This window comes from Burkholderia sp. 9120 (genome assembly GCF_000745015.1).
GTDB lineage: Bacteria > Pseudomonadota > Gammaproteobacteria > Burkholderiales > Burkholderiaceae > Paraburkholderia.
On record NZ_JQNA01000001.1, the window covers coordinates 1,346,934 to 1,370,113 of the forward strand.

General features: G+C 62.0%; 24 protein-coding genes, 1 tRNA gene and 2 pseudogenes. 18 read left to right on the forward strand and 9 right to left on the reverse strand.

Annotated features, from left to right (window positions below):
• Window positions 1–4 precede the first annotated feature (4 nt).
• Window positions 5–1,384: a type II toxin-antitoxin system HipA family toxin gene (locus tag FA94_RS05995; RefSeq protein ID WP_051980387.1), complete on the forward strand. Its 1,380-nt coding sequence runs from the start codon at window positions 5–7 to the stop codon at window positions 1,382–1,384.
• Between the two features lie 24 nt (window positions 1,385–1,408).
• Here FA94_RS05995 and FA94_RS06000 read toward each other — a convergent pair whose 3' ends face one another.
• Entirely contained in the window at window positions 1,409–1,738 is a 330-nt protein-coding gene (locus tag FA94_RS06000; RefSeq protein ID WP_231584855.1) for an aggregation-promoting factor C-terminal-like domain-containing protein, read from the reverse strand.
• Between the two features lie 474 nt (window positions 1,739–2,212).
• Between FA94_RS06000 and trmB the strand changes: the two genes are divergently transcribed.
• On the forward strand, window positions 2,213–2,995 hold the full coding sequence (gene trmB / locus FA94_RS06005) for a tRNA (guanosine(46)-N7)-methyltransferase TrmB (RefSeq protein WP_035547839.1): 783 nt from the start codon (window positions 2,213–2,215) through the stop codon (window positions 2,993–2,995).
• 106 nt (window positions 2,996–3,101) lie between these two features.
• Here trmB and FA94_RS06010 read toward each other — a convergent pair whose 3' ends face one another.
• From FA94_RS06010 to FA94_RS06020, 3 genes are all read right to left on the reverse strand, one after another.
• Window positions 3,102–3,938, reverse strand: coding sequence for an undecaprenyl-diphosphate phosphatase (locus tag FA94_RS06010; RefSeq protein WP_035547842.1), 837 nt, complete (start codon window positions 3,936–3,938; stop codon window positions 3,102–3,104).
• Between the two features lie 79 nt (window positions 3,939–4,017).
• A complete protein-coding gene (locus FA94_RS06015; protein WP_035547844.1) occupies window positions 4,018–4,611 on the reverse strand; it encodes a DUF1439 domain-containing protein in 594 nt (197 codons plus the stop codon).
• Between the two features lie 55 nt (window positions 4,612–4,666).
• On the reverse strand, window positions 4,667–4,975 hold the full coding sequence (locus tag FA94_RS06020; RefSeq protein ID WP_035549396.1) for a YkgJ family cysteine cluster protein: 309 nt from the start codon (window positions 4,973–4,975) through the stop codon (window positions 4,667–4,669).
• Between the two features lie 334 nt (window positions 4,976–5,309).
• Between FA94_RS06020 and hemN the strand changes: the two genes are divergently transcribed.
• From hemN to FA94_RS39365, 4 genes and pseudogenes are all read left to right on the forward strand, one after another.
• Window positions 5,310–6,695 (forward strand): oxygen-independent coproporphyrinogen III oxidase, encoded by a 1,386-nt coding sequence (hemN, locus tag FA94_RS06025; RefSeq protein WP_035547847.1) that lies wholly within the window; start codon window positions 5,310–5,312, stop codon window positions 6,693–6,695.
• Between the two features lie 106 nt (window positions 6,696–6,801).
• Window positions 6,802–6,886 (forward strand) — tRNA-Leu (locus FA94_RS06030).
• A gap of 162 nt (window positions 6,887–7,048) precedes the next feature.
• Window positions 7,049–8,263 (forward strand): tyrosine-type recombinase/integrase, encoded by a 1,215-nt coding sequence (locus tag FA94_RS06035; protein ID WP_035547849.1) that lies wholly within the window; start codon window positions 7,049–7,051, stop codon window positions 8,261–8,263.
• 61 nt (window positions 8,264–8,324) lie between these two features.
• Window positions 8,325–8,510 (forward strand): annotated as a pseudogene (locus tag FA94_RS39365) (preprotein translocase); the annotation flags it as partial.
• Window positions 8,511–8,684: 174 nt separating this feature from the next.
• Here FA94_RS39365 and FA94_RS06045 read toward each other — a convergent pair.
• From FA94_RS06045 to FA94_RS37805, 4 genes are all read right to left on the reverse strand, one after another.
• On the reverse strand, window positions 8,685–10,010 hold the full coding sequence (locus tag FA94_RS06045; protein WP_156126541.1) for an ABC transporter transmembrane domain-containing protein: 1,326 nt from the start codon (window positions 10,008–10,010) through the stop codon (window positions 8,685–8,687).
• Window positions 10,011–10,700: 690 nt separating this feature from the next.
• Window positions 10,701–11,870 carry an IS91 family transposase gene (locus FA94_RS06050; protein WP_035547855.1) on the reverse strand — a complete coding sequence of 390 codons (1,170 nt, stop codon included), beginning with the start codon at window positions 11,868–11,870 and terminating at the stop codon, window positions 10,701–10,703.
• 21 nt (window positions 11,871–11,891) lie between these two features.
• Window positions 11,892–12,767, reverse strand: a complete 876-nt coding sequence (locus tag FA94_RS06055) for a site-specific integrase (RefSeq protein ID WP_035547857.1) — start codon at window positions 12,765–12,767, stop codon at window positions 11,892–11,894.
• Between the two features lie 158 nt (window positions 12,768–12,925).
• On the reverse strand, window positions 12,926–13,324 hold the full coding sequence (locus tag FA94_RS37805) for a VOC family protein (protein WP_081935718.1): 399 nt from the start codon (window positions 13,322–13,324) through the stop codon (window positions 12,926–12,928).
• A gap of 373 nt (window positions 13,325–13,697) precedes the next feature.
• Here FA94_RS37805 and FA94_RS39085 point away from each other — a divergent pair, with 373 nt between their 5' ends.
• The 10 genes and pseudogenes from FA94_RS39085 (at window position 13,698) to FA94_RS06100 (ending at window position 20,297) form a co-directional block, all read left to right on the forward strand.
• On the forward strand, window positions 13,698–13,850 hold the full coding sequence (locus FA94_RS39085) for a hypothetical protein (RefSeq protein ID WP_197070177.1): 153 nt from the start codon (window positions 13,698–13,700) through the stop codon (window positions 13,848–13,850).
• Window positions 13,843–14,319 (forward strand): hypothetical protein, encoded by a 477-nt coding sequence (locus FA94_RS06060; protein ID WP_081935720.1) that lies wholly within the window; start codon window positions 13,843–13,845, stop codon window positions 14,317–14,319. Before FA94_RS39085 ends, FA94_RS06060 begins: the two co-directional genes overlap by 8 nt.
• Window positions 14,320–14,433: 114 nt before the next feature.
• Window positions 14,434–15,398: pseudogene (locus FA94_RS06065) on the forward strand (DUF932 domain-containing protein).
• A gap of 73 nt (window positions 15,399–15,471) precedes the next feature.
• Entirely contained in the window at window positions 15,472–16,467 is a 996-nt protein-coding gene (locus FA94_RS06070) for a YqaJ viral recombinase family nuclease (protein ID WP_035547859.1), read from the forward strand.
• A 20-nt stretch (window positions 16,468–16,487) separates the two neighbouring features.
• Window positions 16,488–17,441 (forward strand): recombination directionality factor, encoded by a 954-nt coding sequence (locus FA94_RS06075; protein WP_035547862.1) that lies wholly within the window; start codon window positions 16,488–16,490, stop codon window positions 17,439–17,441.
• Window positions 17,438–18,469, forward strand: a complete 1,032-nt coding sequence (locus tag FA94_RS06080) for a hypothetical protein (protein WP_035547865.1) — start codon at window positions 17,438–17,440, stop codon at window positions 18,467–18,469. Before FA94_RS06075 ends, FA94_RS06080 begins: the two co-directional genes overlap by 4 nt.
• Window positions 18,470–18,568: 99 nt before the next feature.
• A complete protein-coding gene (locus FA94_RS06085; RefSeq protein WP_035547868.1) occupies window positions 18,569–18,829 on the forward strand; it encodes a hypothetical protein in 261 nt (86 codons plus the stop codon).
• A gap of 106 nt (window positions 18,830–18,935) precedes the next feature.
• Entirely contained in the window at window positions 18,936–19,319 is a 384-nt protein-coding gene (locus tag FA94_RS06090) for a hypothetical protein (RefSeq protein ID WP_035547871.1), read from the forward strand.
• Window positions 19,316–19,609 carry a hypothetical protein gene (locus tag FA94_RS06095; RefSeq protein WP_035547872.1) on the forward strand — a complete coding sequence of 98 codons (294 nt, stop codon included), beginning with the start codon at window positions 19,316–19,318 and terminating at the stop codon, window positions 19,607–19,609. Before FA94_RS06090 ends, FA94_RS06095 begins: the two co-directional genes overlap by 4 nt.
• Window position 19,610: 1 nt before the next feature.
• Complete coding sequence (locus FA94_RS06100) at window positions 19,611–20,297, forward strand: cysteine peptidase family C39 domain-containing protein (RefSeq protein ID WP_051980389.1); 687 nt, start codon at window positions 19,611–19,613, stop codon at window positions 20,295–20,297.
• On the opposite strand, the gene FA94_RS06105 is transcribed toward FA94_RS06100, so the two are convergent.
• Window positions 20,241–20,582, reverse strand: a complete 342-nt coding sequence (locus FA94_RS06105; RefSeq protein ID WP_035549403.1) for a helix-turn-helix domain-containing protein — start codon at window positions 20,580–20,582, stop codon at window positions 20,241–20,243. The two genes, FA94_RS06100 and FA94_RS06105, sit on opposite strands and share 57 nt — an antisense overlap.
• A gap of 255 nt (window positions 20,583–20,837) precedes the next feature.
• On the opposite strand from FA94_RS06105, the gene FA94_RS37810 reads away from it, so the two are divergent.
• Window positions 20,838–21,095, forward strand: a complete 258-nt coding sequence (locus FA94_RS37810; protein WP_081935722.1) for a GntR family transcriptional regulator — start codon at window positions 20,838–20,840, stop codon at window positions 21,093–21,095.
• Window positions 21,096–21,157: 62 nt separating this feature from the next.
• Window positions 21,158–23,143: a hypothetical protein gene (locus tag FA94_RS06110; protein ID WP_035547876.1), complete on the forward strand. Its 1,986-nt coding sequence runs from the start codon at window positions 21,158–21,160 to the stop codon at window positions 23,141–23,143.
• Window positions 23,144–23,180 lie beyond the last annotated feature (37 nt).

The window sequence follows — 23,180 nt, forward strand, 5'->3', positions numbered from 1 at the left end:
GTACTTGGCAACTCGCCGCGTCCCTGACCGGGTAGCTGTTTTTGCTCACGTGCCCGATCAGGTCGACGGCGCGCATCAATTCGTGCCGGCCGGCCTGCTGGACAGCGAGACAGCCGCAGCGGATCAACGGACCGTCAGTTTTGCCTACGGCACACGCTACGTAAAACGCCCGGAAGCCTTCGAGGTGGACCCGCTCGCGCTAAACCTGGCAAAGGCACGCGAAAATCCCGGCGCACGGTGGTATCCGCTGCCGGCGGTCGGAGAATTTGGCGGCATTCGCGACGCCACACCGGACGCCTGGGGCCGGCGCGTCATCGAGGCCCGGCTCCAGGCCGCGCCGAATAGCCTCGACGAATTCACCTATCTGCTGGAAGCCGGCAGCGATCGGGTCGGCGCGCTCGACGTTCGCGAACGCCTCGACACACCGCCCCGACAGGCCGCCGGCAATATGCTGGGCTTGCCGTATCTGCTCCAGGCAGCGGCGGCCGTCGAAGCAGGCGAACCAATTCCGGCGAATCTCCTGCCCTACCTGGGCGGCGCACCGTCGGCCGGTGGCGCGCGTCCCAAAGCGTCCGTACGCGACGAACACGGCGTGCTGTGGCTCGCCAAATTTCCGGCAAAAAACGACGCGTACAACCTGGCGATTGTCGAGGCAGGCGCTCTGGAACTAGCCCGTGCGGCCGGTCTGACGGTGCCGCCGGTGCGGATCATCGCCGTGGGCGACCATCCGGTTCTGCTGATTCGCCGGTTCGACCGTTTCTGGGCGCCGACGGGCCAGCCGCTCACGGCCATGGCGCGCGGCTACGACACCGAACCGCGGGCGGGATTCACTGAAGGACGCATTCCGCAAGTCAGCGCGCTGACCTTGATGGCTTGCCCCGAGATGGAATCGATCGCCAAGGGCTACAAGGATCTCGCGCAGACCATCCGCGAGCAGGTTCATCCCCAGTGTATTGCGCGCGACAACGAAGAGCTGTTCGCCCGGATGGTGCTTAACATCTTCGTGACCAATGACGACGACCACCTGCGCAATCACGCGTTCTCCTACGACGCGCAGTTACAGGGCTGGCGGCTAAGCCCCTTGTACGACGTGGTCCCGCGGCCGTCGGCCTCGCAGGAGAGGCGCTTGCATCTGAGCGTTGGAACCCAGGGAAAACTGGCCACGCTAGACAACGCCATGAGCGAATTCGCGGCCTTCGTGCCGGATCGCCCCGCCGCGCTTGGCGTTATCCGCCGCGTCTGGGGTGCGGTTCGAAGCTGGAAGACCGTCTTCGAAGCGCAGGGCGCCACCCCGTCGCTCATCAGGATTCTCGAGCAAGCCATTCGGCCTTTGGACGAGATTGCCAGCGCGAAGCTCGAACACGAATTGCGCCGTACCACCTAGAACCACGGCGCATCGCAACGCGCATTAAACCCAGTGATTCGCTTCCCACACCAACCTGGCGGCGCCGGCATGATGATAACGGCCAAGAATATAGCGAATGCCGCCCTGGCATTCTTCAACGGCATTGCCGAAAGACTTGTCGCCATCAGGATTCAATCGGGACTGCGCCGGTAATAACTGATAAAGCCCGCGCGCGGCAATCTTCGGATTGCGCAGGTCCACGACCCCGCCCGATTCCTGCGCCATCAACCACAGTAAATCGTCGAATTGGGTCAGCGACACTTTTTCGATCGACAACGCCTCGCGCAGCGCATGTCGTGAAGTGGTCGGAACGGTACTCGGATCGACAGCCACCCAGCCCTGTTTGGCCGGTTTCGCCTGACGATGATTGTGTGCGTGCTTACTCATAGTGGATAGTCGTTCAGATAATCGTTGGAAACAGGTGGCTTACAGAACGATTAAATCATACGAATGCCCATCGCGGTTATTGAAATGTAATGTACCCGCGATTTCCATGCGCAAAGCACGCTCCTGTCCGTCTGGACGCACCCTTTTCGGTTGTGCTACCTTACGCGCACTTGCAACGCCCGCTCCACCTTGCTGCTGAACCTCAGCAGAATCCAGCACGAGCCGCCTCCACGAAGGCGGCTTTTTTGTAGTGGCGGCGGCCCGGCGGCGCGATTCGCCGCGCACGGTGCTGACAAACCGCGCGTGCGAACCACGGCGGCCCATGGCCCATGTCACGCGCAATACACCGCGAGCGCGGAGCGCCGCGTAGCGATACGCCGCCCGAGCCGCGCAGCCCTGACCCTTGTAGCAGCATCGACAATGATCCACGATCCCAACGACGCCGGCCTGCCGGACGACCTCCCTACGCCTTCCAGCGCAGCCGACGACCACCCCGCCACCGGCGACGCCGCCGCGCCGCAAGGCGAAGCCCTGCACCTGCGCCGCATCCGCAGCTTTGTGACGCGCGCCGGCCGCGTCTCGACCGGCCAGCGCCGCGCCATGGACGAGCTCGGCCCGCGCTACGTGGTGCCGTTCACGCCGCAACAACCCGACTGGAACAGCGTGTTCGGCCGCGCCGCGCCGCGCGTGCTGGAAATCGGCTTCGGCATGGGCGCGACCACGGCGGAGATCGCCTCGCACCGCCCTGACGACGATTTCCTCGGCGTCGAAGTACACGAGCCCGGCGTCGGTGCGCTGCTGAAACTGATGGGCGAGCAGAACGTGTCGAACATCCGCATCATTCAGCACGACGCGGTGGAAGTGCTCGAGCAGATGATCGCTCCGGACAGCCTCGACGGCGTGCACATCTTCTTTCCGGATCCGTGGCACAAGGCGCGTCATCACAAACGCCGGCTGATCCAGCCGAAGTTCGTCGCATTGCTGGTGTCGCGGCTGAAACCGGGCGCGTATCTGCACTGCGCGACCGACTGGCAAAACTACGCCGAGCAGATGCTCGAAGTACTCGACGCCGAACCCGCGCTGGCCAATACCGCCGACGGTTACGCCCCGCGTCCCGACTATCGTCCGGTGACGAAGTTCGAGCGCCGCGGGCTGCGGCTCGGCCACGGCGTTTGGGATCTCGTATTCCGCAAACGCGACTGACGGCAACGTCTCAGACGGAACGGTAAAGCCGCCGTCGTCAAACAAAAAGGTCCGCAAACGCGGACCTTTTTTCATGGTGCAAGCTAACCACCCGACGCGAAGAAACTCAATCCGCCCAACTCAGCGCGCCGCTATAACCAACCAGCAGGATCAATAAGCCGAAGCCGATCCGATACCAGGCGAACACGGTGAAATCGTGCGCGGAGATATAGCGCAGCAACCAGCGCACGCAGGCGAACGCGCTGACAAAGGCCGCCACGAAGCCGAGCGCGAAGCTGCCGAGCGCATCGACGGAAAGCAGGTGCCAGTCTTTATAGAGCTCGTAAGCGGTCGCGCCGAAAATGATCGGAATCGCGAGGAAGAACGAAAACTCGGTGGCGACGCGCCGTTCGAGACCGAACAACATCCCGCCGATGATCGTCGAGCCCGAGCGCGACATGCCCGGAATCAGCGCGAAACACTGCGCGAGGCCAACTTTCAACGCGTCGAGCGGGCTCAGTTCGTCGACGTTTTGCACGCGCGCCGGCGCATTGCCGCGCGCGCGCTGCCGCGCTTCCGCCCACAGAATCACCACGCCGCCCGCCACCAGCGCGAACGCGACCGGCACCGGCGAAAACAGCGCCGCCTTGATCGACTTCTCGAACAGCAAGCCCAGCACGATCGCCGGAATCGTCGCAATGATCACGTTCAGCGTGAAGCGGCGCGCGTCGGGACGGCTCGGCAAACCGGTCACCACACTGCCGATACGCCGCCGGAACTCCCAGCACACGGCGAGAATCGCGCCGAGCTGGATCACGACGTCGAAGGTTTTCGCGTGCGCGTCCGTGAAATTCAGCAGACTGCCCGCGACGATCAGATGCCCGGTGCTCGACACCGGCAGAAATTCCGTCAACCCTTCGACGACGCCCAGAATCAGCGCCTTGCAAGCCATTAGCCAGTCCATCCGTGACCCTCATCGCGGTAAATAGTCGGAACGACAGGGCCGGCACGCTCAGGCGCGGCCCTGACGGCCGCACGCCACGTCATTTTTCGACGATCTGCACGCGTATGCCGTTTGTAAGGATCGTGATTGTACCGGGTTCGTAATTCACGCCGGCAAATTGCAACTGTTCGGGCTTAAAGGTGTAAATCGGATAGTTGGTCAGCAATTGGGTGGCGAGCACCGCCGCTGCGGCGCTGATCTGTTGCGTATAGGCCTGCGCCTGGCCGCTCACGCTAACATTGTCGACGTTCGGCGACTTCAGCACGACCGACTTGCTGGCGGCGTCATAGGCGAGTTCGCTCGATAGCGTGAAGACGCCGTCGACCGGCTGCGGCATGAACGGGCTCGCGAAACGCGCGTCGAGCTTCACCGAAATACGGTTCGCGTCCGGCAGGAAGCCGACCACCGGGTTGGACAGCGCCACGTCAAACACTTGCGAAACCGTGCGCTGATACGGGAATTTGCGCTGCACCGCGTCCTGCACCTGCTGCTGCGAGAACGTGTAGTGCGAGGGGATGAACGGGAAAGTCGGCGTCGCGCAAGCGGCCAGCGAGATGGTGATGCCCAGCGCGCTACAGCTTGTCAGCGCGGCGAGCAGAAAGCGGCGCCGGGCCGGCGCGGTGGGTTCAATCATGCGGAATCTCCTGAAGAAGGTTGTTTGTGCACGCGGTTGGGCCGGGGCGGGTTGTCTAATTGCGCGGCCGGGTTTGCACTTCGAGCTGCGTCAGCCACGCGAGGGCTTCGTCGCGCTCCGTGCCGCACATGTCCATCTGCGGTTGCAGACCGGAACAGCACGCCGGACGCTCCGGCTGACCGAAGATCGCGCAGCGCAGATCGTCGCCGAGTTGCACGCAGCGCACGCCGGCCGGCTTACCGTCGGGCATACCGGGAATCGGACTCGAAATCGACGGCGCGATACAGCACGCGCCGCAATCGGGCCGGCACGCGTGACCCGCGACGCGAAACGGCGACTCGCGTTTCCCCGCGCGGTCCGCCACGGCGTTTTGCGCCGGGTTCCGCACGTCGATCTGCCCTGCGTTTCGCACTCGATCTTTCACTTCGTTCACCACGTCATTCACCGCTTCATCCACCCAATCACTCACGCCATCTCCCGAAACCCACCAACCGCCGCCACCCTGTAGACCCGCATTGTGCCATCGCATTCCATGCGACCTTTTTACGCAATCCAGCAAACGGCCGCTCACGTAAACTCAGAGGATCACAAAGGCCACGCTCAAGAGGCACCGACCGGTGATGTCCGATCCCGTTCCGCTCAGGCAAAGCGCGCCCGAGCCTGCCTCTTCCAGGGTGGCCAACCAACCCGAGCCCCTCATGACCACCGCCGAGACGCTGTTCCGCCCCGACCTGCTCGCCAAATACAGCGCGAACGGTCCACGGTATACGTCCTATCCGACCGCGCTGCAGTTCCGCGACGAGTTCGATCCCGCCGACTACCTGCGCGCCGCCGCCGACCCGGGCGCCGCTACGACGGACCTGTCGCTGTACTTCCATATTCCGTTCTGCGACACCGTGTGCTTCTACTGCGGCTGCAACAAGGTCGCGACAAAGAACCGCGCCCACGCGCGGCCCTACCTCGACCAGTTGAAGCGCGAGATGGCGTTACAGGCCGCCTGTTTCGACACGCGGCGTCCGGTGTCGCAACTGCATTTAGGCGGCGGCACGCCGACCTTCCTGTCGCACGATGAAATGGCGGAGTTGATGGCCGCCGCGCGCGAGCACTTTACGTTGCTGCCCGAAGCCGAAGGCGAGTATTCGATCGAAGTCGATCCGCGTGAAGCCTCGCCCGACACGATCGCGCATTTGCGCAAGCTCGGCTTCAACCGGCTCAGCCTCGGCGTACAGGATTTCGATCCGGTCGTGCAGCAGGCGATCAACCGCATTCAGCCGCTCGCCATGACCGCGTCGGTCATGCAAGCCGCGCGCGAGACCGGCTTTCATTCGATCGGCGTCGATCTGATCTACGGGCTGCCGCATCAAACGGTTGAGAGCTTCAGCCGCACGCTCGACACGATGCTCGAACTCGCGCCGGATCGTCTCTCGGTGTTCGCTTACGCGCATATGCCGCAGCTCTTCAAGATGCAACGGCAGATGGACCCGGCCACGCTGCCGTCACCGACAGTGCGGCTCGCGATCCTGCAACGGGTGGTCGAGCGCCTGACCGGCGCGGGCTACGTGTACATCGGCATGGATCACTTCGCGCTGCCCACCGACGAGCTCGCGCGCGCCCAGGCGCAGCGTACCTTGCACCGCAATTTCCAGGGCTACAGCACGCGCGCGGAATGCGATCTGATCGGCTTCGGTGCGTCGTCGATCGGCAAGGTCGGCGATGTCTACGCGCAGAACGTCAAGGACCTGCCTGGCTACGCCGCCGCGATCGACGCAGGCCGGCTCGCGATCACACGCGGCGTGCGCCTCACCGCCGACGACCGTCTGCGCCGCGACGTGATCACGCAACTGATGTGCAATCTGGAACTCCGCTTCGACGAATTCGAAGCGGCTTACGGCATTCGCTTCGCCGACACATTCGAGCCCGAGCTGGAGCGTCTGCGCAGTTTCGAAGACGACGGACTGGTCACGCTCGGCGCCGGCAAGCTCGAAGTGCGAATGGCCGGACGCATGCTGGTGCGCAACATCGCGATGGTGTTCGACCGCTACCTCGGTCAGCAGACACTCGAACGATTTTCGCGGACGGTTTGACGGCATCGCGGCTGAATCGAGCAACCGGCTTGCCCGTCGTCCGATTTTTTGCCATAATCTGCGTCTTCGCCGCGCGCCATGTTCCGACGCGTGTGCTGCAAGACCTGCCCAGGTGGTGAAATTGGTAGACGCAGGGGACTCAAAATCCCCCGCCGCAAGGCGTGCCGGTTCGATTCCGGCCCTGGGCACCAACAGCATATCCGACGATGTCCGAGATCGTCCGAAAACCCCAATAAATCAATGAGTTTGTTGGGGTTTTTGCTTTTCTGGCGTCGAATGATGTCCGATACAATCCAAAAAACTTGATGGTATATTCGTTGGTATCGACCTAACTCGTGTTGGTATCAACGTACATGAGCCTCACAGATCTTGCCGTCCGCAACGCCAAGCCTCAGCCCAAGCCATACAAACTGACTGACGGAGATGGCATGTTCCTGTTGGTACAACCCAATGGCGGGAAATATTGGCGCCTTGCGTATCGCTTTCTAGGCAAACAAAAGACGTTGGCCCTGGGCGTTTACCCAGAGGTAAGCCTCTCCTTAGCTCGGTTACGTCGCACGGAAGCTCGAGAAAAGTTAGCCTTGGGGGTCGATCCGAACGAGGCGAAGAAGGCTGACAAACAGGCGTCTCGACTCGCCGCCAACAATTCGTTTGAGGCAGTTGCTCGCGGCTGGATGGATGAGCGTAAGTCGAATGTCGAAACTGGGCAGTACGACAAGACCCTCGCTCGCTTCGAAAAGGATATATTCCCATGGCTCAGCAAACGTCCGATTGAAAATATAGAGGCGCCCGAAATTCTGGCCGTGTTGAAGCGGGTCGACAGCCGTGGAGCACGCTTCACTGCACATCGGGTGCGCAGCGAGATCAATAGAGTATTCCGATACGCTATCAAGGAAGGATTTTGCAAAAGCAATCCAGCCACGGATCTCGTAGATGCGATCCCTCCGGCTCAAACTACGCACTTCGCAGCGATCACGGAACCCGTTAAGGTTGGGGAAATGCTGCGTGCTTTCGATGGGTTCGGCGGTACCTTTCCGGTGCTTTGCGCACTCAAGCTGGCACCTATGCTGTTTGTACGTCCTGGCGAGCTACGCAAAGCCGAGTGGTCCCAGTTCGATTTCGAGAAAGCTGAGTGGCGCTATCTGGTCACGAAAACCAAGACGGAGCATCTCGTTCCGCTCTCTCGACAAGCAGTACAAATTCTCAAAGATCTGCAGGCGTTGACAGGCGATGGACGTTACGTGTTTCCAGGAGCGCGGTCGAAATTACGTCCGATGAGCGATGCCGCAATCAATGCAGCGCTACGTCGCTTAGGGTACGACACTCGTACCGAAATCACCGGACATGGCTTTCGAGCAATGGCGCGTACGATCCTCCATGAGGAACTGGAGCAAAAACCCGAAGTGATCGAGCATCAGCTTGCTCATACAGTCCCAGACACCCTCGGTCGAGCATACAACCGAACGAAATTCATCAAGGAACGGCGACTAATGATGCAGAAATGGGCAGACTACTTGGATCAACTTAGAATTGGTGCGAAGATTCTTCCACTTCAAGCAGCGGGATGACTCGGTGAATCGGAAGCATTCAACACTTTCTATGGGCATGGTGTCGCCTATCCGAGTGGGTGAAGTGCCCGTCCGAGTTGTTGCTCAGATCCAAGAACACAAGCCGTCCGCCATCGCCGAAAAGCATTATCGGCGGATTGATTTGCTGCGTCAGTCGCACGGCAGGATCGAGTCCTGGATGTTGACGCAAGCCGGAATTTCGCTTCAAGAGGTCAACGGGAATAAGAGAAACAGCACCAACACTTAGATCAAGGGGCATAAGCGCCGTACGCGGGCGCCAAGCCTGCGTACGGTAAACTGGCCGAATCAGGTACGTCCCCAAAGATAGCTGCCGTATGCCTCCTCGTCCCTCGCAATCAAATCAACAAGTTCGAACCGCCACCCAACATTGGACCCGTCTGCTGTGTTTGTGGCAACAAGGCTACGTCCTCAATCTAGGCCTGTTGATCAGATCAAGTAATCTCTCCAGCTCTAGCCCGTACTCGTTGGGTTCAAAGGTCGGCAATATACCTTCCATCATGAACTCTGCGTTTATCAGCCCGCATATCACATCAATCTCAGCGAAGGTCATTTCCCCCGCATCCAGGCTATCGAACGTCGCCGTGTTTTTCCCTGCGTCTTTGACACGAAGGTTGCTCACGATTTCCTTTTGACGATCAGTTAGTGCCAGTTTCATTTTCCAACTCCCGCTGCACTTGTTCCCCATGTAGTGACCACATTGCCTTGTGGATTGACCACTACGGTTGCGTTCTGTCCGATGTATTCCAAGCGTCACGAACTTACCCACAAGCTGGATCAGCTGCTGCCCTACATTGCCAAGCGAGGAGACGCGAAAGCCTGCAGCGACGTAAGCTGCTAGTTGCCCCTCCCAGCGCCTGACAAACTGCGGCTCAACCGCCATTGATTTGACGGTTTCGAAGCTGGAGACTGCTTCGACCAGAAACGACTGGTTGTCGGCGCCGCGCGCAAATTTCTCATTCAGTCTGCCACGAAGGATTGGATTGAGCCCGGCGGAAATGGCAGCATAGATTGGCAACGACACCGCGACAATTAGCGTGAGCCAAACGCTGTACATGCACATCACTGCGAGGAAGATTACCGAGAAGGTTAGATCAATGACGGCGGTGAGCGCCTGCCCGGTCAGAAAGTTTCGAATGTTCTCGAGTTCCCGGACACGTGCCACGGTATCGCCGACACGGCGGGCACCAAAATACGCAAGAGGGAGGGCGAACAGGTGCCGGAAAAGGCGGGCACCGAGCTCGACGTCGATCCGGTTTGTCGTGTGAGAGAAAATATAGTTACGCAGCCCTGTAAGCAGGATTTCGAACACCGAACTGACCAGCAACGCAATACAGACCACGTTAAGCGTATCGTACGCACGGTTCGTCAAGACCTTGTCCATCACGACCTGAAACATCAACGGCGAGACGAGACCGAAGAGCTGAAGGATCAACGATACGAACAGCACCTCCAGCAATAGCCGGCGATACTTGACGACTGCCGGGATAAACCAGGAGAAATCGAAACGCGCGAGTTCGCCAGCGAGCGACGCCCGCGACGCGAAAAGCATCAGTCGTCCGTTTGATCGCTCGGACACCTCTTCGCGCGAACGTACGACGGTGGCCTGTGCGTTTGGTTCGAGTACGAGGACAGTCTCTCCGTCGCTGCCTGCGAGAATGAAGTGCTTGCCATCGTGACCGAAGGCCAGTGCGGGAAACGGGGTGCGCGAAAGCCTCTCGGGCGACATCTTGACGATTCGCTAGCTTCTAGCATTCAGTGCCCGTGGTTGTTCGTGTCATTCATCGCAAATGATGCGTTGCTGAAAAAGATGACTGTACGTTACGCGAAAGCATACGGACTTCGTGCCATAGGCACTGGACCCGATCAGCAGTAGTCCCACGCGCACCGTATGAGATTTCCGCATCGCCGACCCAGCACCAGTATATCGACGTCGCGGAACGAGACAAATGCCTCCTCGACCGTCCGCTAACGGGAAATCTGGGAGACCGCTTCGGGTCGACTTCTACCCGACGCGGACCACTCAATGGCGGTCCGCTCCGTCAGTTCAACGTCGGACCGGGCTCGTTAAAGGTTATTCGATGCCTGCCATGGACCACAGGAATGTGACGGTGCCTCTGCGCGTGCTGGCAGGCGTCGAATAAGCCCGATGGAGGAAACCGCGGAGTGCCCCAACGCGGTTGGAGGTTTCGCGGCTATGGCGATTGATGGGCCGGGGTGGTCAGTGGTGTCGGATAAGGCCGGGTCAGGCGGGGTGCCGGACGGGCGCTGACGCCGTAGCGAAGTGGTGCAGTCGTGCATTCGCGATGATGAAGCGGGCGAGCGAAGCGCCTGGCGAGGCGACACGCGCAAACGTCCGCCCGTGGGCCGCGTTGCCGCAGAGCCGACGTTCGACAGGCAGATCGAGCAACTGTTGCGCTCATGTTTGACGCCGGCACATGGGCGGTGCGCGGATCGGGGCGCTGCGCGCGAGGATGTCGATGACGATCATCGGTGCTCCGCAGTGCCGGCAGATGAAGACGGGCCGCGTCTGGAGGACAGTGTCATCCGGTGGCGGGCTGACCTTGGGTGCGACGTGCAGCAGGTCCCGCAACTTCGCGAGACGGGCGCGGCGCACCGGGTTGGCGAGCAGTCCGTAGTGACGGATGCGATGGAAGCCACCGGGCAGCACATGGAGCAGGAAGCGGCGCATGAATTCGCCGGCTTCGAGGGTCATGGTCTTGTAGCGGGTGCGTCCCTTTGCGCGGTAGTCCTTCCAGCGGAACGTCACGCCGCGCTCATCGAAGGCGACGAGGCGCTGGTTGGAGATGGCGACGCGGTGCGTGTAGCGTGAGAGGTACTCGAGCACCGCTTGCGGTCCGGCGAACGGGCGTTTGGCATAGACCACCCATTCGCAGGTACGTAGCGGCGCAAGCCACCGGGCAAAGGTAGCGGGATCAGCGAGCCCGGTGTACTCGCCGAAGAACTGCAACTGGCCGCGCCGGTGTGCGTCTGCGAGTGCTTCGAGGAAGCGGCGCCGGAACAGGCGTGAGAGGACGCGCACGGGCAGGAAGAACCCGGGCCGGCAGGCGATCCAGCGCTCACCGTCAGGCGAGAGCCCGCCACCGGGAACGATGCCGTGCACATGCGGGTGATGCGTGAGCGCCGAGCCCCAGGTGTGCAGTACGAGCGTGGCGCCAATGTGGGCGCCGAGATGCCTGGGATCCCCGGCGATCGTGCGCAGCGTGTCAGCGGCGATGTCGAGCAGCAGGCCGTAGATGATCCGTTTGTTGTACCAGGCAATCGCACTGATGGATGCGGGAAGCGTGAAGACGACGTGGAAGTACTCGATGGGTAGCAGATCGGCCTGGCGTGCCTCCAGCCAGCGGTGTGCGGCGCTGGCCTGGCACTTCGGGCAATGCCGGTTCCGGCACGAGTTGAACGACACCTCTGTCCTTGTGCAGCCTGAACAGCGCAGCACATGTCCGCCCAGTGCCGCCGTGCGGCACCGTTCGATGGCCGACATGACCTTCAGCTGCCCCAGGCTCAGGTGTGTCGTGGTCCGCCACGCTGGCCCGTGGCTGCGGAAGATGTCCGCAACCTCCAGCATGAGGCGCTACAGCGCGCGGGCCTACCCGGGAGGCAGACAGTCCAGGGGACTGGTGACCTCGTGAAGCAGGTCGGTAGCCACCTGGACGTAGAGTGCGGTGTTCTCGAGCTTCGCATGGCCGAGCAGCACCTGGATTACGCGGATGTCGACCTTCTGTTCGAGGAGGTGTGTCGCAAAGCTATGCTGCAGCGTATGCATGGACACGCGCTTGTCGATGTGCGCGGCCTCGGCGGCGGCATGAATGGCACGGTTCAACTGTCGCGTGCTTAACTGGTCGAGCGGATCGAGCCCGGGAAACAGCCACCCGCCATCGGGCATCTTGCCCTGCGCACGGGCCACGCGCCACCACACACGCAGACGTTCGAGCAGCACCGGCGAGAGCATGGCGTAGCGGTCACGGCGACCCTTGCCCTGCTCGATGCGCAGTGTCATGCGTTCGCTGTCGACGTCGGCGACCTTCAGCGCTACCACTTCGCTGGCGCGTAGCCCCGCGCCGTACGCGACCGACAGCGCGGTCTGGTGCTTCAGGTTGCCAGCCGCCTCGATGAGTCGCCGCACTTCGTCGGGACTGAGCACGACGGGCAATATGCGGGGCACGCGCACCGGTTGCATCCTGACCATCAGCTCGGGCCGGTCGAGCGTGACGGTGAAGAAGAACTTCAGGCCGGTGATCGCGTGATTCAGCGACACGGCCGATGTGCCGTGGTCGACCAGATAGAGCTGGTAACGGCGCAGGTCCTCGACGGTGGCCGTGTCAGGTGAGCGCCCGAGAAACCGGGTGAACTCACGCACGATGTGCAGATAGATGTCCTGCGTCTTGGGGGCAAGCTGGCGCATGCGCATGTCGTCGATCATGCGCTGGCGCAGTGGGCTGGTGTTTGCCGGTAAGGAGGTCATGATTCGGCTCCTGCTGAAGAACGAGGCGGATTGCCTCATTCGCCAACATAAAGCCGCGTGACCGGCCTCTCCCTGACCTCCAGCGTCTGACCGTAGCCCCTACCGCGCGAGCGGTTTAGTCCTTCGGCCATGAAGAGACGGTCGCTATCACGCCAGAACTACTGTGGTTCCGGATCGTGACAGCAAACACAAATCTTGTTTCCCTCAGGATCACGGAAGTACGCACCGTAATAGTCGGGGTGATAGTGCGCTCTCAAACCGGGTGGGCCTTCGCAAGAGCCCTCGTTCGCCAGCGCGTTAGTGTATGCGTTGTCGACTGATCGGCGATTAGTGGCGAGCAACGCCACCATTTGACCATTTCCGCGTTTGGCGGGGTTGCCATCGTAGGGCTGACCAATAAGAAAGAGCGGACGGGGCAGTCCCTCGGCTACCCAACCCGCCCAAGGCTTATCGGGTTCACAGAACTTCAATTTATGCCCCAATTCATTCATCAAGACCGAATAGAATTTGAAGGCACGGTCGAAGTCGTTAACGCCGACAAAAACATGCGAAATCATCTTGTTTTTCCCGTAGACATGCGGTGATGTTTATCCACGTTACCACGGCGGAAATTGATTGCGCATCCGTTGAACCTCTGACAGCTGAATGACCGCTTTGCGGAAGCGCGACCGTCCCTTTTGGGTCGACTTCGGAAGTTCGGGAAGCGCAATCGAAATCGCTGCCCCGACCGTCCGCTAAAGAGAAACGAGAAAGCTGAGGGTCCATGCAGGGCCGCACCCGGCCAGAGGCCGCAGCCTTCGTCCGCCTGTCCACCCATGCAGGATTGAAGATTTTTTCAAACCTATATGACTGCTGCGAGCCCAGGCCCTTCCTGCGGCTTCGCCAGTACACATCCATGCTGGCGTCGTCATCCTTCCCAGGAGTCAAGCGATGCTACCCACCTCTTCTCCCCTCGACTATCTCGCCGCCTTCGCGCTCGCCTTCCTCGGCGGTGCGTTGCTCGCCGCATGCCACTGCAAGTATGTGGGCAAGGTGCGGCGCGACACCCATGCCCGTGCATACCGGGTCCAGATCCATGCATGAGCGTCCTCCGTTCTTTCCTTATGGCGACGAGGACGAAGATGAAGACGACATGTTGCAGCACCGTCTGCACGGGCTGCCCCCGCCGCCCGAGCCGGACGAACGCGAATCGCCACGCTTTCGCCCCGGCAAGGGCAACCTTATCTGGCCGTGTCCGTCGTGCGAGTCACTGCGCACCGAGCAGCGCCACATCGCCCGGCGGATCTGTGGCGCCGTCGGCGCTGCGGCAGGCGCAACGAGCGCGATCGCAGCCTCGCTCTGCGGAGCGGAGACCGGCGCGGCGATCGGCCTGCTCGGCGGTCCGGGTGGCGCCGTGTGCGGCGGCATCGCGGGCGCCATCCTCGCCGGGCTCGTGGCTGGCGCCGCTGGCTGCGCCACAGGCTCAGCGTTGGGCGAAGCCATCGATCAGACGGTCTTGAACAACTGGCGGTGTCTCGCCTGTGGATGCGTCTTCACCGTCTGTTCCGGCTGACCGTTTCAGATCGGTCCTGAGCCTCGCCCCCCACTTTTCTCTTCGCTTTCCTTCCTTTCACGTTGCCTGGCCTCGCGCCGGGCTTTATGCCTTCATTTTTATCGGAGTCTCAATATGCATCTCGTTCAATCAATGGCCTACGCTAACGAAGTCCCTTGGCACGGCCTCGGTAATCCGCTCGCCCGCAACCAGTCGCTCGAAGTCTGGGCCAAGGCTTCAGGCATGGACTGGAAGATTGAGGAATCCGAAGTGCGCTTTGTTGCGGGCACATCGGGCCTTGGCTCCATCCACGCGTTCCCCGAACAGAAGGTCCTGTACCGCTCGGACACGAAGGCTGCGTTATCGGTCGTCTCCAGCCGCTATCAGGTCGTTCAGCCTGCCGAGATCCTGGACTTTTACAAGGATCTCACAGAGGTCTCGGGCTTCGAACTCGAAACCGCCGGCGTGCTCAAGGACGGCAAGAAGCTGTGGGCGCTCGCCCGCACCGGCCAATCCGTCGCGCTCAAGGGTAACGACACGGTCAACGGTTACTTGCTGCTAGCCACCGCTTGCGATGGCACGCTCGCGACCACCGCGCAGCACACGACAATTCGTGTGGTATGCAACAACACACTTTCCGTCGCGCTCGGCGACAGTACCGGCGCAGTCAAGGTCGGCCACCGCAGCCAGTTCGATGCACAGGCCGTCAAGCGCCAGCTCGGTATCGCGGTTTCCTCCTGGGACGGCTTCATGGCCCGCATGAAGGCACTCTCGGAGCGCAAGGTGTCCGATGCCGTTGCAGAGAAATTCCTGCGACGCGTACTGACTTATTCCGCGACCAACCCTGCCGATCGCGATGCGCTCGCCGTCAACGAACGCGCGATCAAGGCGGTTGCCCAGCTTTATGCGGGGCGCGGCAAAGGCGCGGATATGGCATCCGCATCGGGAACCGCATGGGGCTCGTCAACGCTGTTACGGAATACGCCGACCACCATCGCCGCGCGCGCAGCGACGATCACCGGCGCGACGCGGCGTGGTTCGGCGCGGGTGCCACGCTCAAACAGAAGGCGTGGCATGAGTCCATGAAGCTCGTCGCATGAGTGTTTCACCGTTACGGCATACGTGCCCGGTTGAGCTTCGGCTCACCGGGCTTTTTCATTTCTGGAGGTGTTCATGTCTCAACCTGAATCAGCAGGACCCGGCAGGAACCGTCCGGCATTGCGGCTTGTTGAAACGAAGGATCTTGCGCGTGAAGACTGGCTCAAGGTGAGGAAATCCGGGATTGGCGGATCGGATGCAGCCGCCGCCGTAGGACTCAACCCGTACATGAGCCCGCTGGAGCTGTGGCTCGACAAGACCGGACGCGATGCCGGACTGGCAAAACCCGACCCGCACGACACGTCTGAGCCCATCTACTGGGGCACGCTGCTTGAGCCGATCGTTGCTGCCGCCTATACACAGCAGACCGGCAATCGCGTACGCAAGGTTAACGCAGTCCTTCAGCATTCGACCATCTCCTTCATGCTCGCGAACCTCGACCGCGAAATCGTTGGCGTGCCGGGCGTGCAGATTCTGGAGTGCAAGACCGCTGGCGAGTTTGGTGCACGGCTCTGGCGCGATGGCGTACCGGAATACGTGCAGTTGCAGGTGCAACACCAGCTTGCCGTCACCGGCAAGCTGGCTGCCGATGTCGCAGTGCTGCTGTGCGGCCAGAAGCTGGAGGTTCACCGCATCGAGCGCGACGACGAACTCATTGCCCGCCTGATCCCGCTCGAGGCGCGGTTCTGGCGCTACGTCGAAACGGATACCCCGCCGCCTGCGGACGGATCGGAATCGGCCGATCGCGCATTGCGGCACCTGTATCCGGGCAATGCCGGCACGGTGGACTTTACTGACGACCGGCGCATGTCGCAGGCCTTCGCCGATCTGGTCGCCGTGCGGGGCGAGATCGAACTTCGCGAGGAGCACGGGGCGAAGCTCAAACAGACCATCCAGCAGGCCATGGGCGACGCATCCCGGGCGCGGTTCGAGACTGGCGAAGTCTCATTCAAACGTAGCAAAGACTCGGACGGCATCGATCTGAAACGGTTGCTGGCCGATCACCCCGAACTCGAATCGCAGTACGCCATCACGAAACCCGGCTCACGCCGCTTCCTCATTAACGTCTGATATCCACAAGGAAAACCATCATGCTGAAGGGTCTCGCAATCACGCCGCCAGTCATCGGCAGAATTTCCATCGGCCGCGTCGTTGAGAAGAACGGCAAGCGCCTGCCCGAGAAAGATGACCAGTTCACGCTCACCACGCAGGTTCAGCAGCGCGGCGAATGGGTGCTGCATCCGTTGAACGAATCTTTGCGCAAGGCCACCACCGGGAAGCTGCGCGCGATCCCCGTGCGTTTCCTCTTTAACGATCCCGACCTCAACCTGCGTGCCGAGTATTCGCTGTTTGACCGTGAGTCCGGGCGGCCCGTCTGTGTCGGCAATGGAGAGACTTGCAGACGCGCAGGCGACGCAGGCGACGCAGGCATTGAGACACTGCCGTGTCCGTCGCCAGACGGTTGCACGTTCGGGCAGGCTGGCAACTGCAAGCCCTACGGGCGGCTCAACGTCGCAATAGGTGACGAGGATGAACTCGGGTCGTTCGTCTTTCGCACGACCTCCTATAACTCGATCCGGTGTCTCGCCGCCCGTCTTCATTACTTCAGTGCCGTCTCGGGCAACCTGCTCGCGTGTCTGCCGCTGGAGTTGAAGCTGCGCGGCAAATCGACAACCCAAAGCTATCGAGCGGCGATCTACTACGTGGACCTCGGCGTACGAGGCGGCGGCCCGCTCGAAGAAGCCATCGTACAGGCGCGCGAACTGGATGCGCGTCGAAAGGCGGCGGGCTTTGACCAGGCGGCGCTGGATGCCGCTGCACGGATCGGCTTCAGTAACGGTGCGTTCGAAGACAGTATCGAGGACGGGTCTGCTGTCGTCGAGGAGTTCTATCCTGCTCCCGAGCGTCTGGATGAAGGCGACGGCGGCAATGGTGACGCGGACCAAACAACCGGCACATCAAACGGAACAGCCTCGGCCAGCCGTTCGACGCTACGTGACAAGCTTGAGCGCAAGGCGGTGCTGCTCGGCGGGGCGGCGGCATGACGGTGCCAGCCCGCCTGGCGTTCATGCTGGCGGTCGGCGCAACGGCCACCGCGCTCAGCCTGTCGGTTCTGGCAGGCTGGCAGCGCGGCGGCTCACTGCCCGAACGGGTCGTGTGGGTCGCGGTCGGCGTCGTGCTGGTCATCAGCGCGCATCTGCTGCCCGCGCTCATCCGGGACGTGGAATTACCCGTGCGCGCAACAGGTAGCCTGCTGTGGGTCGCGTGTCTGGCGACCGCCTGTTACGGGCATGGGCAGTTCTTCCTGCTCGCCCAGCAGCATGCAGGAGACCGGCGGGCGGCGACCGTTACGGCAGTCGGCATCGCAGAGCCCGGTCGCAGTCTGACCATCGTGATGGCGGAACGTGCAACGGTAGTCGCTCAACTCGCGACTGCGCGTGCCCGTTACTGCGTCGGCAACTGCCCGACGCTGGAAGCTCGTCGCGTGACGCTTGCCGCGAAACTCGACGCGTTGAACGCCGAAGCGGACGATGTACGACGCATCGAAGCCGGGCGCGACCGGGGCACGGCACGACGCGACGCGTTACTCGCCGATCCAGTCACGTCGCGACTCGCGGCGTTACTCGGCACGACTACCGCACGCGTCGATCTGCTGTCGGGGCTCGCGTTCGCAGCCGTCCTGGAAGGCGTCGCCTGCCTGCTGTGGACGCTCGCACTGCGGTCATCACCCCTGCCCGCTCCAGTCGCCGCGACTCCGCCAGTCGTCGCACCGCTGCCCGGACCAGTCGTGGATGTGACCCGCGTGACCCAGCCCGCAGTAACGGCAGTCGCACCGGTTGACGCATTGCCAACCGTTAGTTGCGAAGGGAAGACCGCTAGTCACGAGGTACCGGGCAATCCCGTCTCACCGTTACCGGTTGCCGGACCGACCGACGACGACGTGACGCAGCTCGCCCGTGACGTCGCGGCCGGTCGCGTGCGCGCAACCGTCGCGGGTATTCGCGGCCACCTCGGCTGCTCTCAGGCCAGGGCCGTTGCACTGCGCCGCCAGCTCGCCGACCTCACGGCATAAGCCGGGCGCGTCCTGCGCCCGATCTCTTTTCCACCACGACACGATCACGTTATCCGGTTCATCCGGAGGCCCGTGCTCGCCCTTTATCTGGAGTAATCCATGCACGAAACGACATTCGTTCACCTGCCGCCTCGCCTCTGTCCCGTGACAAAGGGGCTCGGCGTCGTGGCCGGTATCACGGCCATTAGCTTCGCCGCAGCCTGGGCTTTCGAGCTGCATCGCCAGCGCGAGCTGGTCCGCATCCTCGCCTCGATGCCCCGTGTCGCCAGCATCTTCCCGGCGCTCCGCGCGCATCTGGAGATAGTGCCCAGGCAGTTCGGTACAGGCGTTCCGCTGAAGCCGAACAACCGTAGGCCGTAACTCCCAGACCTGTTCGAGCCGGCGCATGCCGCCGGGCTTCCCTTCATTTCCCGCATGCATCCGGCTCGACCGGAGGGGCGTGCCCGTCCATTTTCAGGAGAAGTCGATGTTCCAACCTACCCGCCTCAAACCGCTATTTCATCCGGGCAAGCTGCTCATCACGCCCGCTGCGTTTGCCGCATTGCGTACGAACGGCGTTCCCGTCATCAGCGTCATGCTGCGTCACCTTGCTGGCGACTGGGGCAGTGTTTCTGATAACGATAAAGAACAGAACGACCTGTCGATCGCCACTGGCCTGCGCCTGCTGTCGATATATCGCCTGCCTGATGGCAACCGGATCATCGTAACCACGGAATGGGACCGCTCAAGCACCACCGTCGAGCGGTTCGACGAAGTTGTGACCGGTCAGAAAGCGCGATCGACGTCGACAACCCGACGCAGCTATCCAGCGTGGCCAATCTCGCAATACGTCCAGGAGGCCCATTCATGAGCCTCGATACGAAGAGCGGTCCACGCTTTCCGATGGGCAAACCGGTTATCACACCAGCCGCGCAGGATGTACTCGATGCAGCGGGAATCTCGGGAGTTTTACTGCTCGCGCGCCACATTCGTGGCGACTGGGGCGATCTTTCCGTGGAAGACCTCGCCTCGAACGAACTGGCCTTGCTGACCGGTAAGCGTCTGCTGTCGAACTATGCGCTACCGGGTGGCGGGAAGGTGTGGATGATCACCGAAGCGGATCGCTCGATCACGACGATCCTGTTACCCGGCGACTACTGAGATGCTGATCCAGAAATTTCATCCAGACATCCGCCTCGGCCAGCAGCCCGCACTCACTGATTCAGGCAACCCGCTCTTCAGCCGGCAGGGACATTGGGACGGCGGCAGCACCCTGCATTGCGTCGCAATGGCGCTCGCGATACTCGGCAAGCTGTCCGATCCGGTTCATCTGCCGTATCACACGAGCGGCAATGAGGCCGTTGTGTGGGATCACGCCTGGCAGCATTACCCACACGGACTGACGCTATCGGAACTGGCGAGTTTTGTCGCGGAGCTGAATCTCGGCATCCGCACCACAACGTACATAGCCAGGGGAACGGAACTGATGCGCTTTGCCGGACGCGAACTCGGCGCAGGCCGGCCCGTCGTCGTCGGCTGGGGCCAGCGGCATCCGGTGAAGTGGCATGCCGCGCTCGTGACCGGTATCGAAGGAACCCGGGAACAGCGCGCCTTCACGCCCCACGCGCTGTTGCTGCTCGACCCGGCGGGCAATGCCCCGGTACTGGCGGGATACAACGCCCGTATCGACGTGCGCGGGCGTGGCCGGCCGCGCTATCTGTCGCCGGACGCTACGCGCAACATCACGTTCGCAGGCGCGCTGTCGGTCCGCAACGTCACCGCGCCTCCGTCGTCAGCGCAGGCGGCTGCGTTTGATCTCGGGCGGCGTCGCCGCGTTGGCCCGGCGTGAACCTGTCGGCGCAAGCGACACACCCTCCAGCGGCTCAAACAGCCCCGCCAGCGTGATGCCCAGCGCATGGCAGATGTTCGCCAGCGTCTCGACGGACGGATTCGCAATGCCGCGTTCGATCGCTGAGATGTAGGTGCGATCAACGTGCGCCTCGAAGGCGAGCGTTTCCTGCGATTTGTCGGCTTCGTGCCGGCACTCCTTGATCCGCTTGCCGAGAGCAATCGAGATCGGGGCCGGACGGGCGGCGGGAGGTGCTGAGCGCTTGACGGTCATGGCGTGCAGGATGCCCACCTGTCGACTGATTATCGACGCAATAAACACTTCATTTGTTGTAGCATTTACTCTTCAGTAATACGATTCTGGGCCGATATACAGCCGATTGGACATCTGCGGCGGCACCTGCCCGTGCGCCCGACATTGTCGAGTAAACACTACAAAACAATGATGGCCCCGGGCGTCGCAGGGCGTGACTGGACGCTTTAGTCCTGTCGCTCATCGCGAATGGCGCACCCGGGCTTCTCATCCAGAGGAAAACAATCCATGCATTCATTGCGTTACCTGAACTTAACCCCGCAACGCGGTTGGACCTGCACAGCCATTGTCGCCGCGCTGGAAACGGCGATCCCTTCCGGCCATATCCGGGCAGCCGATGTAATGCCCTCCCAGCGGCTGATGGCCGACTTCATGGGTGTCCCTAGCAACACTGTCAATCGCGCCATGCGGGAAGCGGCACGACGTGGCCTCGTCAGTGCACACACCCGCCCCGGTACGACGGTTATTGCCCGGCCAAAGACGTAATCCCAGCGGCACCCGCCGCTTCATCGCCGTAGTACATACCAACCATCAAGGACGAAAGAAGAATGAAAATCCGATCCAATACGGGGATCGCACGGCTCGCGCTGTGCGCATCCATGAGTGCCATTCTCGCCGCGTGCGGCGGCGGTGGCAGCAGCGCGTCATCGCCGTCTGGGACCAGCAGCCAGCCGACGACCGCCGCGGCAACAGCCATGACAGGAACGGTCGCGATCGGCACGGCCATGATCGGGGCGACCGTCACGGTCACAGATGCGCTCGGCAAGACCGCAACCGCTACTTCCGGAACGAACGGCACGTACAACGTCTCGCTGTCCGGACTGACTGTGCCGTTCCTGATTACCGCGACCGAGCCATCCGGTGTGTCGGGTACGCTGTATTCGGTGGTCGCCAGCACCGGTACGGCCAGCGGCGCGCCGGTGACGGCGAACGTGACGCCACTGACGACGGCTGTCGCCGCCCTCATGACCCAGTCGGGTAATCCGGCCGCGCTCGCCGGTAACGCATCGGCCATCAAGTCGTCCGCCATTACTACGGCGGAAGCTACCCTCGACGCCGCGATCGCCCCGATCCTCTCGGCCAACAGCGTGGCGGCCAGCTTCGATCCCATCGGCACGACGTTTAGCCCCAACCAGACTGGCGCAGATGCCGTGATCGATTCCGTCGCAGTCACGCCTTCGGCATCGGGTGCGGGTCTCCAGATCACGAGTCTTGCGAACCCCGATACGGCGATCCAGCTCAGCTCCAGCACGACCGTATCCACGGCACTCGCAGCGCCCACCACACCAGCAAACTATCTGGCGAGCCTGCAAACTGCACTGGCAGCCTGTGCGTCGGAAGTCCAGGGCGGTGCCACTGACACATCGGACAGCAACTGCACGTCTGCAATCGATGCGAGCTACCTGAACAACGGCATCGGCACGGGCGTCGCCGGCTTCGAGAAGCGTCATACGCTCTTCGTCAAGGGCACGATGCTGACCGGCATCAAGACGGTAGCTTTCCTGCCCGCCGGTACGCTCGCCAGCATCAGCAATCCAGCTGCGCTGGTCTATCTGCTGATGACCGATCCGGACGGCACGCCCGACTTCGGCATGGATTACGTGCAGCAGTTGCCCAACGGCCAATGGGACATCATCGGCAACCAGCTGCAGGACAGCACCTACATCGCGTCGTTCCTCGGCCGTGTCCAGTACACGGATTCAGCGGATGCGTCCAATGCGCACTACGAGTCGGGTCTCGACATTCAGATTCCGTCTTCGGTGACGGTCAGCAGTACGACCACGGGCGTTGGTTCTGCCGTGGTGACGGGACCAGGCCTGCCCGCCAGCGGGTTGTGGTTCCAGACCGCAGGAAACGGCACGGGAGCGGGCTATCTGGAAATTCCGACAGGTATGCTTGCCGCACCGCTCACGAGCACCGGCAATCGAGTGAATGGCGGCATGTCCACGACCTACAAGTGGGCATGGGCACCGATCTCGGGCAGCACGACTTCGTTCTCGCCCAACGGTCTGCCGGAATATGCATCATCTTCTCAGGACGTCTCGACGATCACGAATTTCGGCGTTTACACAGTCACGCTGTACGACACGACCGGCACCGAGATCCGTTCGGAACAGATCCAGAACATCGCCCGCAACTATGCGGCAGCGGCAGGCAGCACGGTGGCGTGGCAGACGCTTGGCAGCGACGTGATTGCGAACTACCTGACGCCGGGTGGTTCCGGTACGCAAAGTGCACCCGGCACATCAGCCTCGCTCGACTGGACGACGCCGGCCAGCTCGTTCTATCCGAACTATTGGGCATCGATCAATTCACTCGGCGCCGCCCAGACCAGCATACCCGCCACCACGTACGACGCGACTGTGTGGGGATCGGGCAGCGGCAATACACCGTCGCCGTTTACGTTCAATACGTCGTTCACCGACGTGCTGACCTCAACCGCAACCGCGACGGCGGAGCAGGCTGTGCAGGTTCAGCTCGGCTGGCAGGCGGATGGTGAGTACTACGTTAACTCCTGGCAGTACAGCAACTAAACCATTTCAGGCAGGGATCGCTTCTCGCGGGTTCCCT

Bases quoted from the DNA above. Each gene is read 5' to 3' on its own strand.
- FA94_RS06080 (WP_035547865.1), top strand. From the start codon at position 17,438: ATGACGGTGCCAGCCCGCCTGGCGTTCATGCTGGCGGTCGGCGCAACG.
- FA94_RS06110 (WP_035547876.1), top strand. From the start codon at position 21,158: ATGAAAATCCGATCCAATACGGGGATCGCACGGCTCGCGCTGTGCGCA.
- FA94_RS37805 (WP_081935718.1), bottom strand. From the start codon at position 13,324: ATGATTTCGCATGTTTTTGTCGGCGTTAACGACTTCGACCGTGCCTTC.
- FA94_RS06015 (WP_035547844.1), bottom strand. From the start codon at position 4,611: ATGATTGAACCCACCGCGCCGGCCCGGCGCCGCTTTCTGCTCGCCGCG.
- FA94_RS06085 (WP_035547868.1), top strand. From the start codon at position 18,569: ATGCACGAAACGACATTCGTTCACCTGCCGCCTCGCCTCTGTCCCGTG.
- FA94_RS06035 (WP_035547849.1), top strand. From the start codon at position 7,049: ATGAGCCTCACAGATCTTGCCGTCCGCAACGCCAAGCCTCAGCCCAAG.
- FA94_RS39085 (WP_197070177.1), top strand. From the start codon at position 13,698: ATGCTACCCACCTCTTCTCCCCTCGACTATCTCGCCGCCTTCGCGCTC.
- FA94_RS06070 (WP_035547859.1), top strand. From the start codon at position 15,472: ATGTCTCAACCTGAATCAGCAGGACCCGGCAGGAACCGTCCGGCATTG.
- trmB (WP_035547839.1), top strand. From the start codon at position 2,213: ATGATCCACGATCCCAACGACGCCGGCCTGCCGGACGACCTCCCTACG.
- FA94_RS06100 (WP_051980389.1), top strand. From the start codon at position 19,611: ATGCTGATCCAGAAATTTCATCCAGACATCCGCCTCGGCCAGCAGCCC.
- FA94_RS06060 (WP_081935720.1), top strand. From the start codon at position 13,843: ATGCATGAGCGTCCTCCGTTCTTTCCTTATGGCGACGAGGACGAAGAT.
- hemN (WP_035547847.1), top strand. From the start codon at position 5,310: ATGACCACCGCCGAGACGCTGTTCCGCCCCGACCTGCTCGCCAAATAC.
- FA94_RS37810 (WP_081935722.1), top strand. From the start codon at position 20,838: ATGCATTCATTGCGTTACCTGAACTTAACCCCGCAACGCGGTTGGACC.
- FA94_RS06050 (WP_035547855.1), bottom strand. From the start codon at position 11,870: ATGCTGGAGGTTGCGGACATCTTCCGCAGCCACGGGCCAGCGTGGCGG.
- FA94_RS06090 (WP_035547871.1), top strand. From the start codon at position 18,936: ATGTTCCAACCTACCCGCCTCAAACCGCTATTTCATCCGGGCAAGCTG.
- FA94_RS06055 (WP_035547857.1), bottom strand. From the start codon at position 12,767: ATGACCTCCTTACCGGCAAACACCAGCCCACTGCGCCAGCGCATGATC.
- FA94_RS06075 (WP_035547862.1), top strand. From the start codon at position 16,488: ATGCTGAAGGGTCTCGCAATCACGCCGCCAGTCATCGGCAGAATTTCC.
- FA94_RS06045 (WP_156126541.1), bottom strand. From the start codon at position 10,010: ATGTCGCCCGAGAGGCTTTCGCGCACCCCGTTTCCCGCACTGGCCTTC.
- FA94_RS06010 (WP_035547842.1), bottom strand. From the start codon at position 3,938: ATGGACTGGCTAATGGCTTGCAAGGCGCTGATTCTGGGCGTCGTCGAA.
- FA94_RS06095 (WP_035547872.1), top strand. From the start codon at position 19,316: ATGAGCCTCGATACGAAGAGCGGTCCACGCTTTCCGATGGGCAAACCG.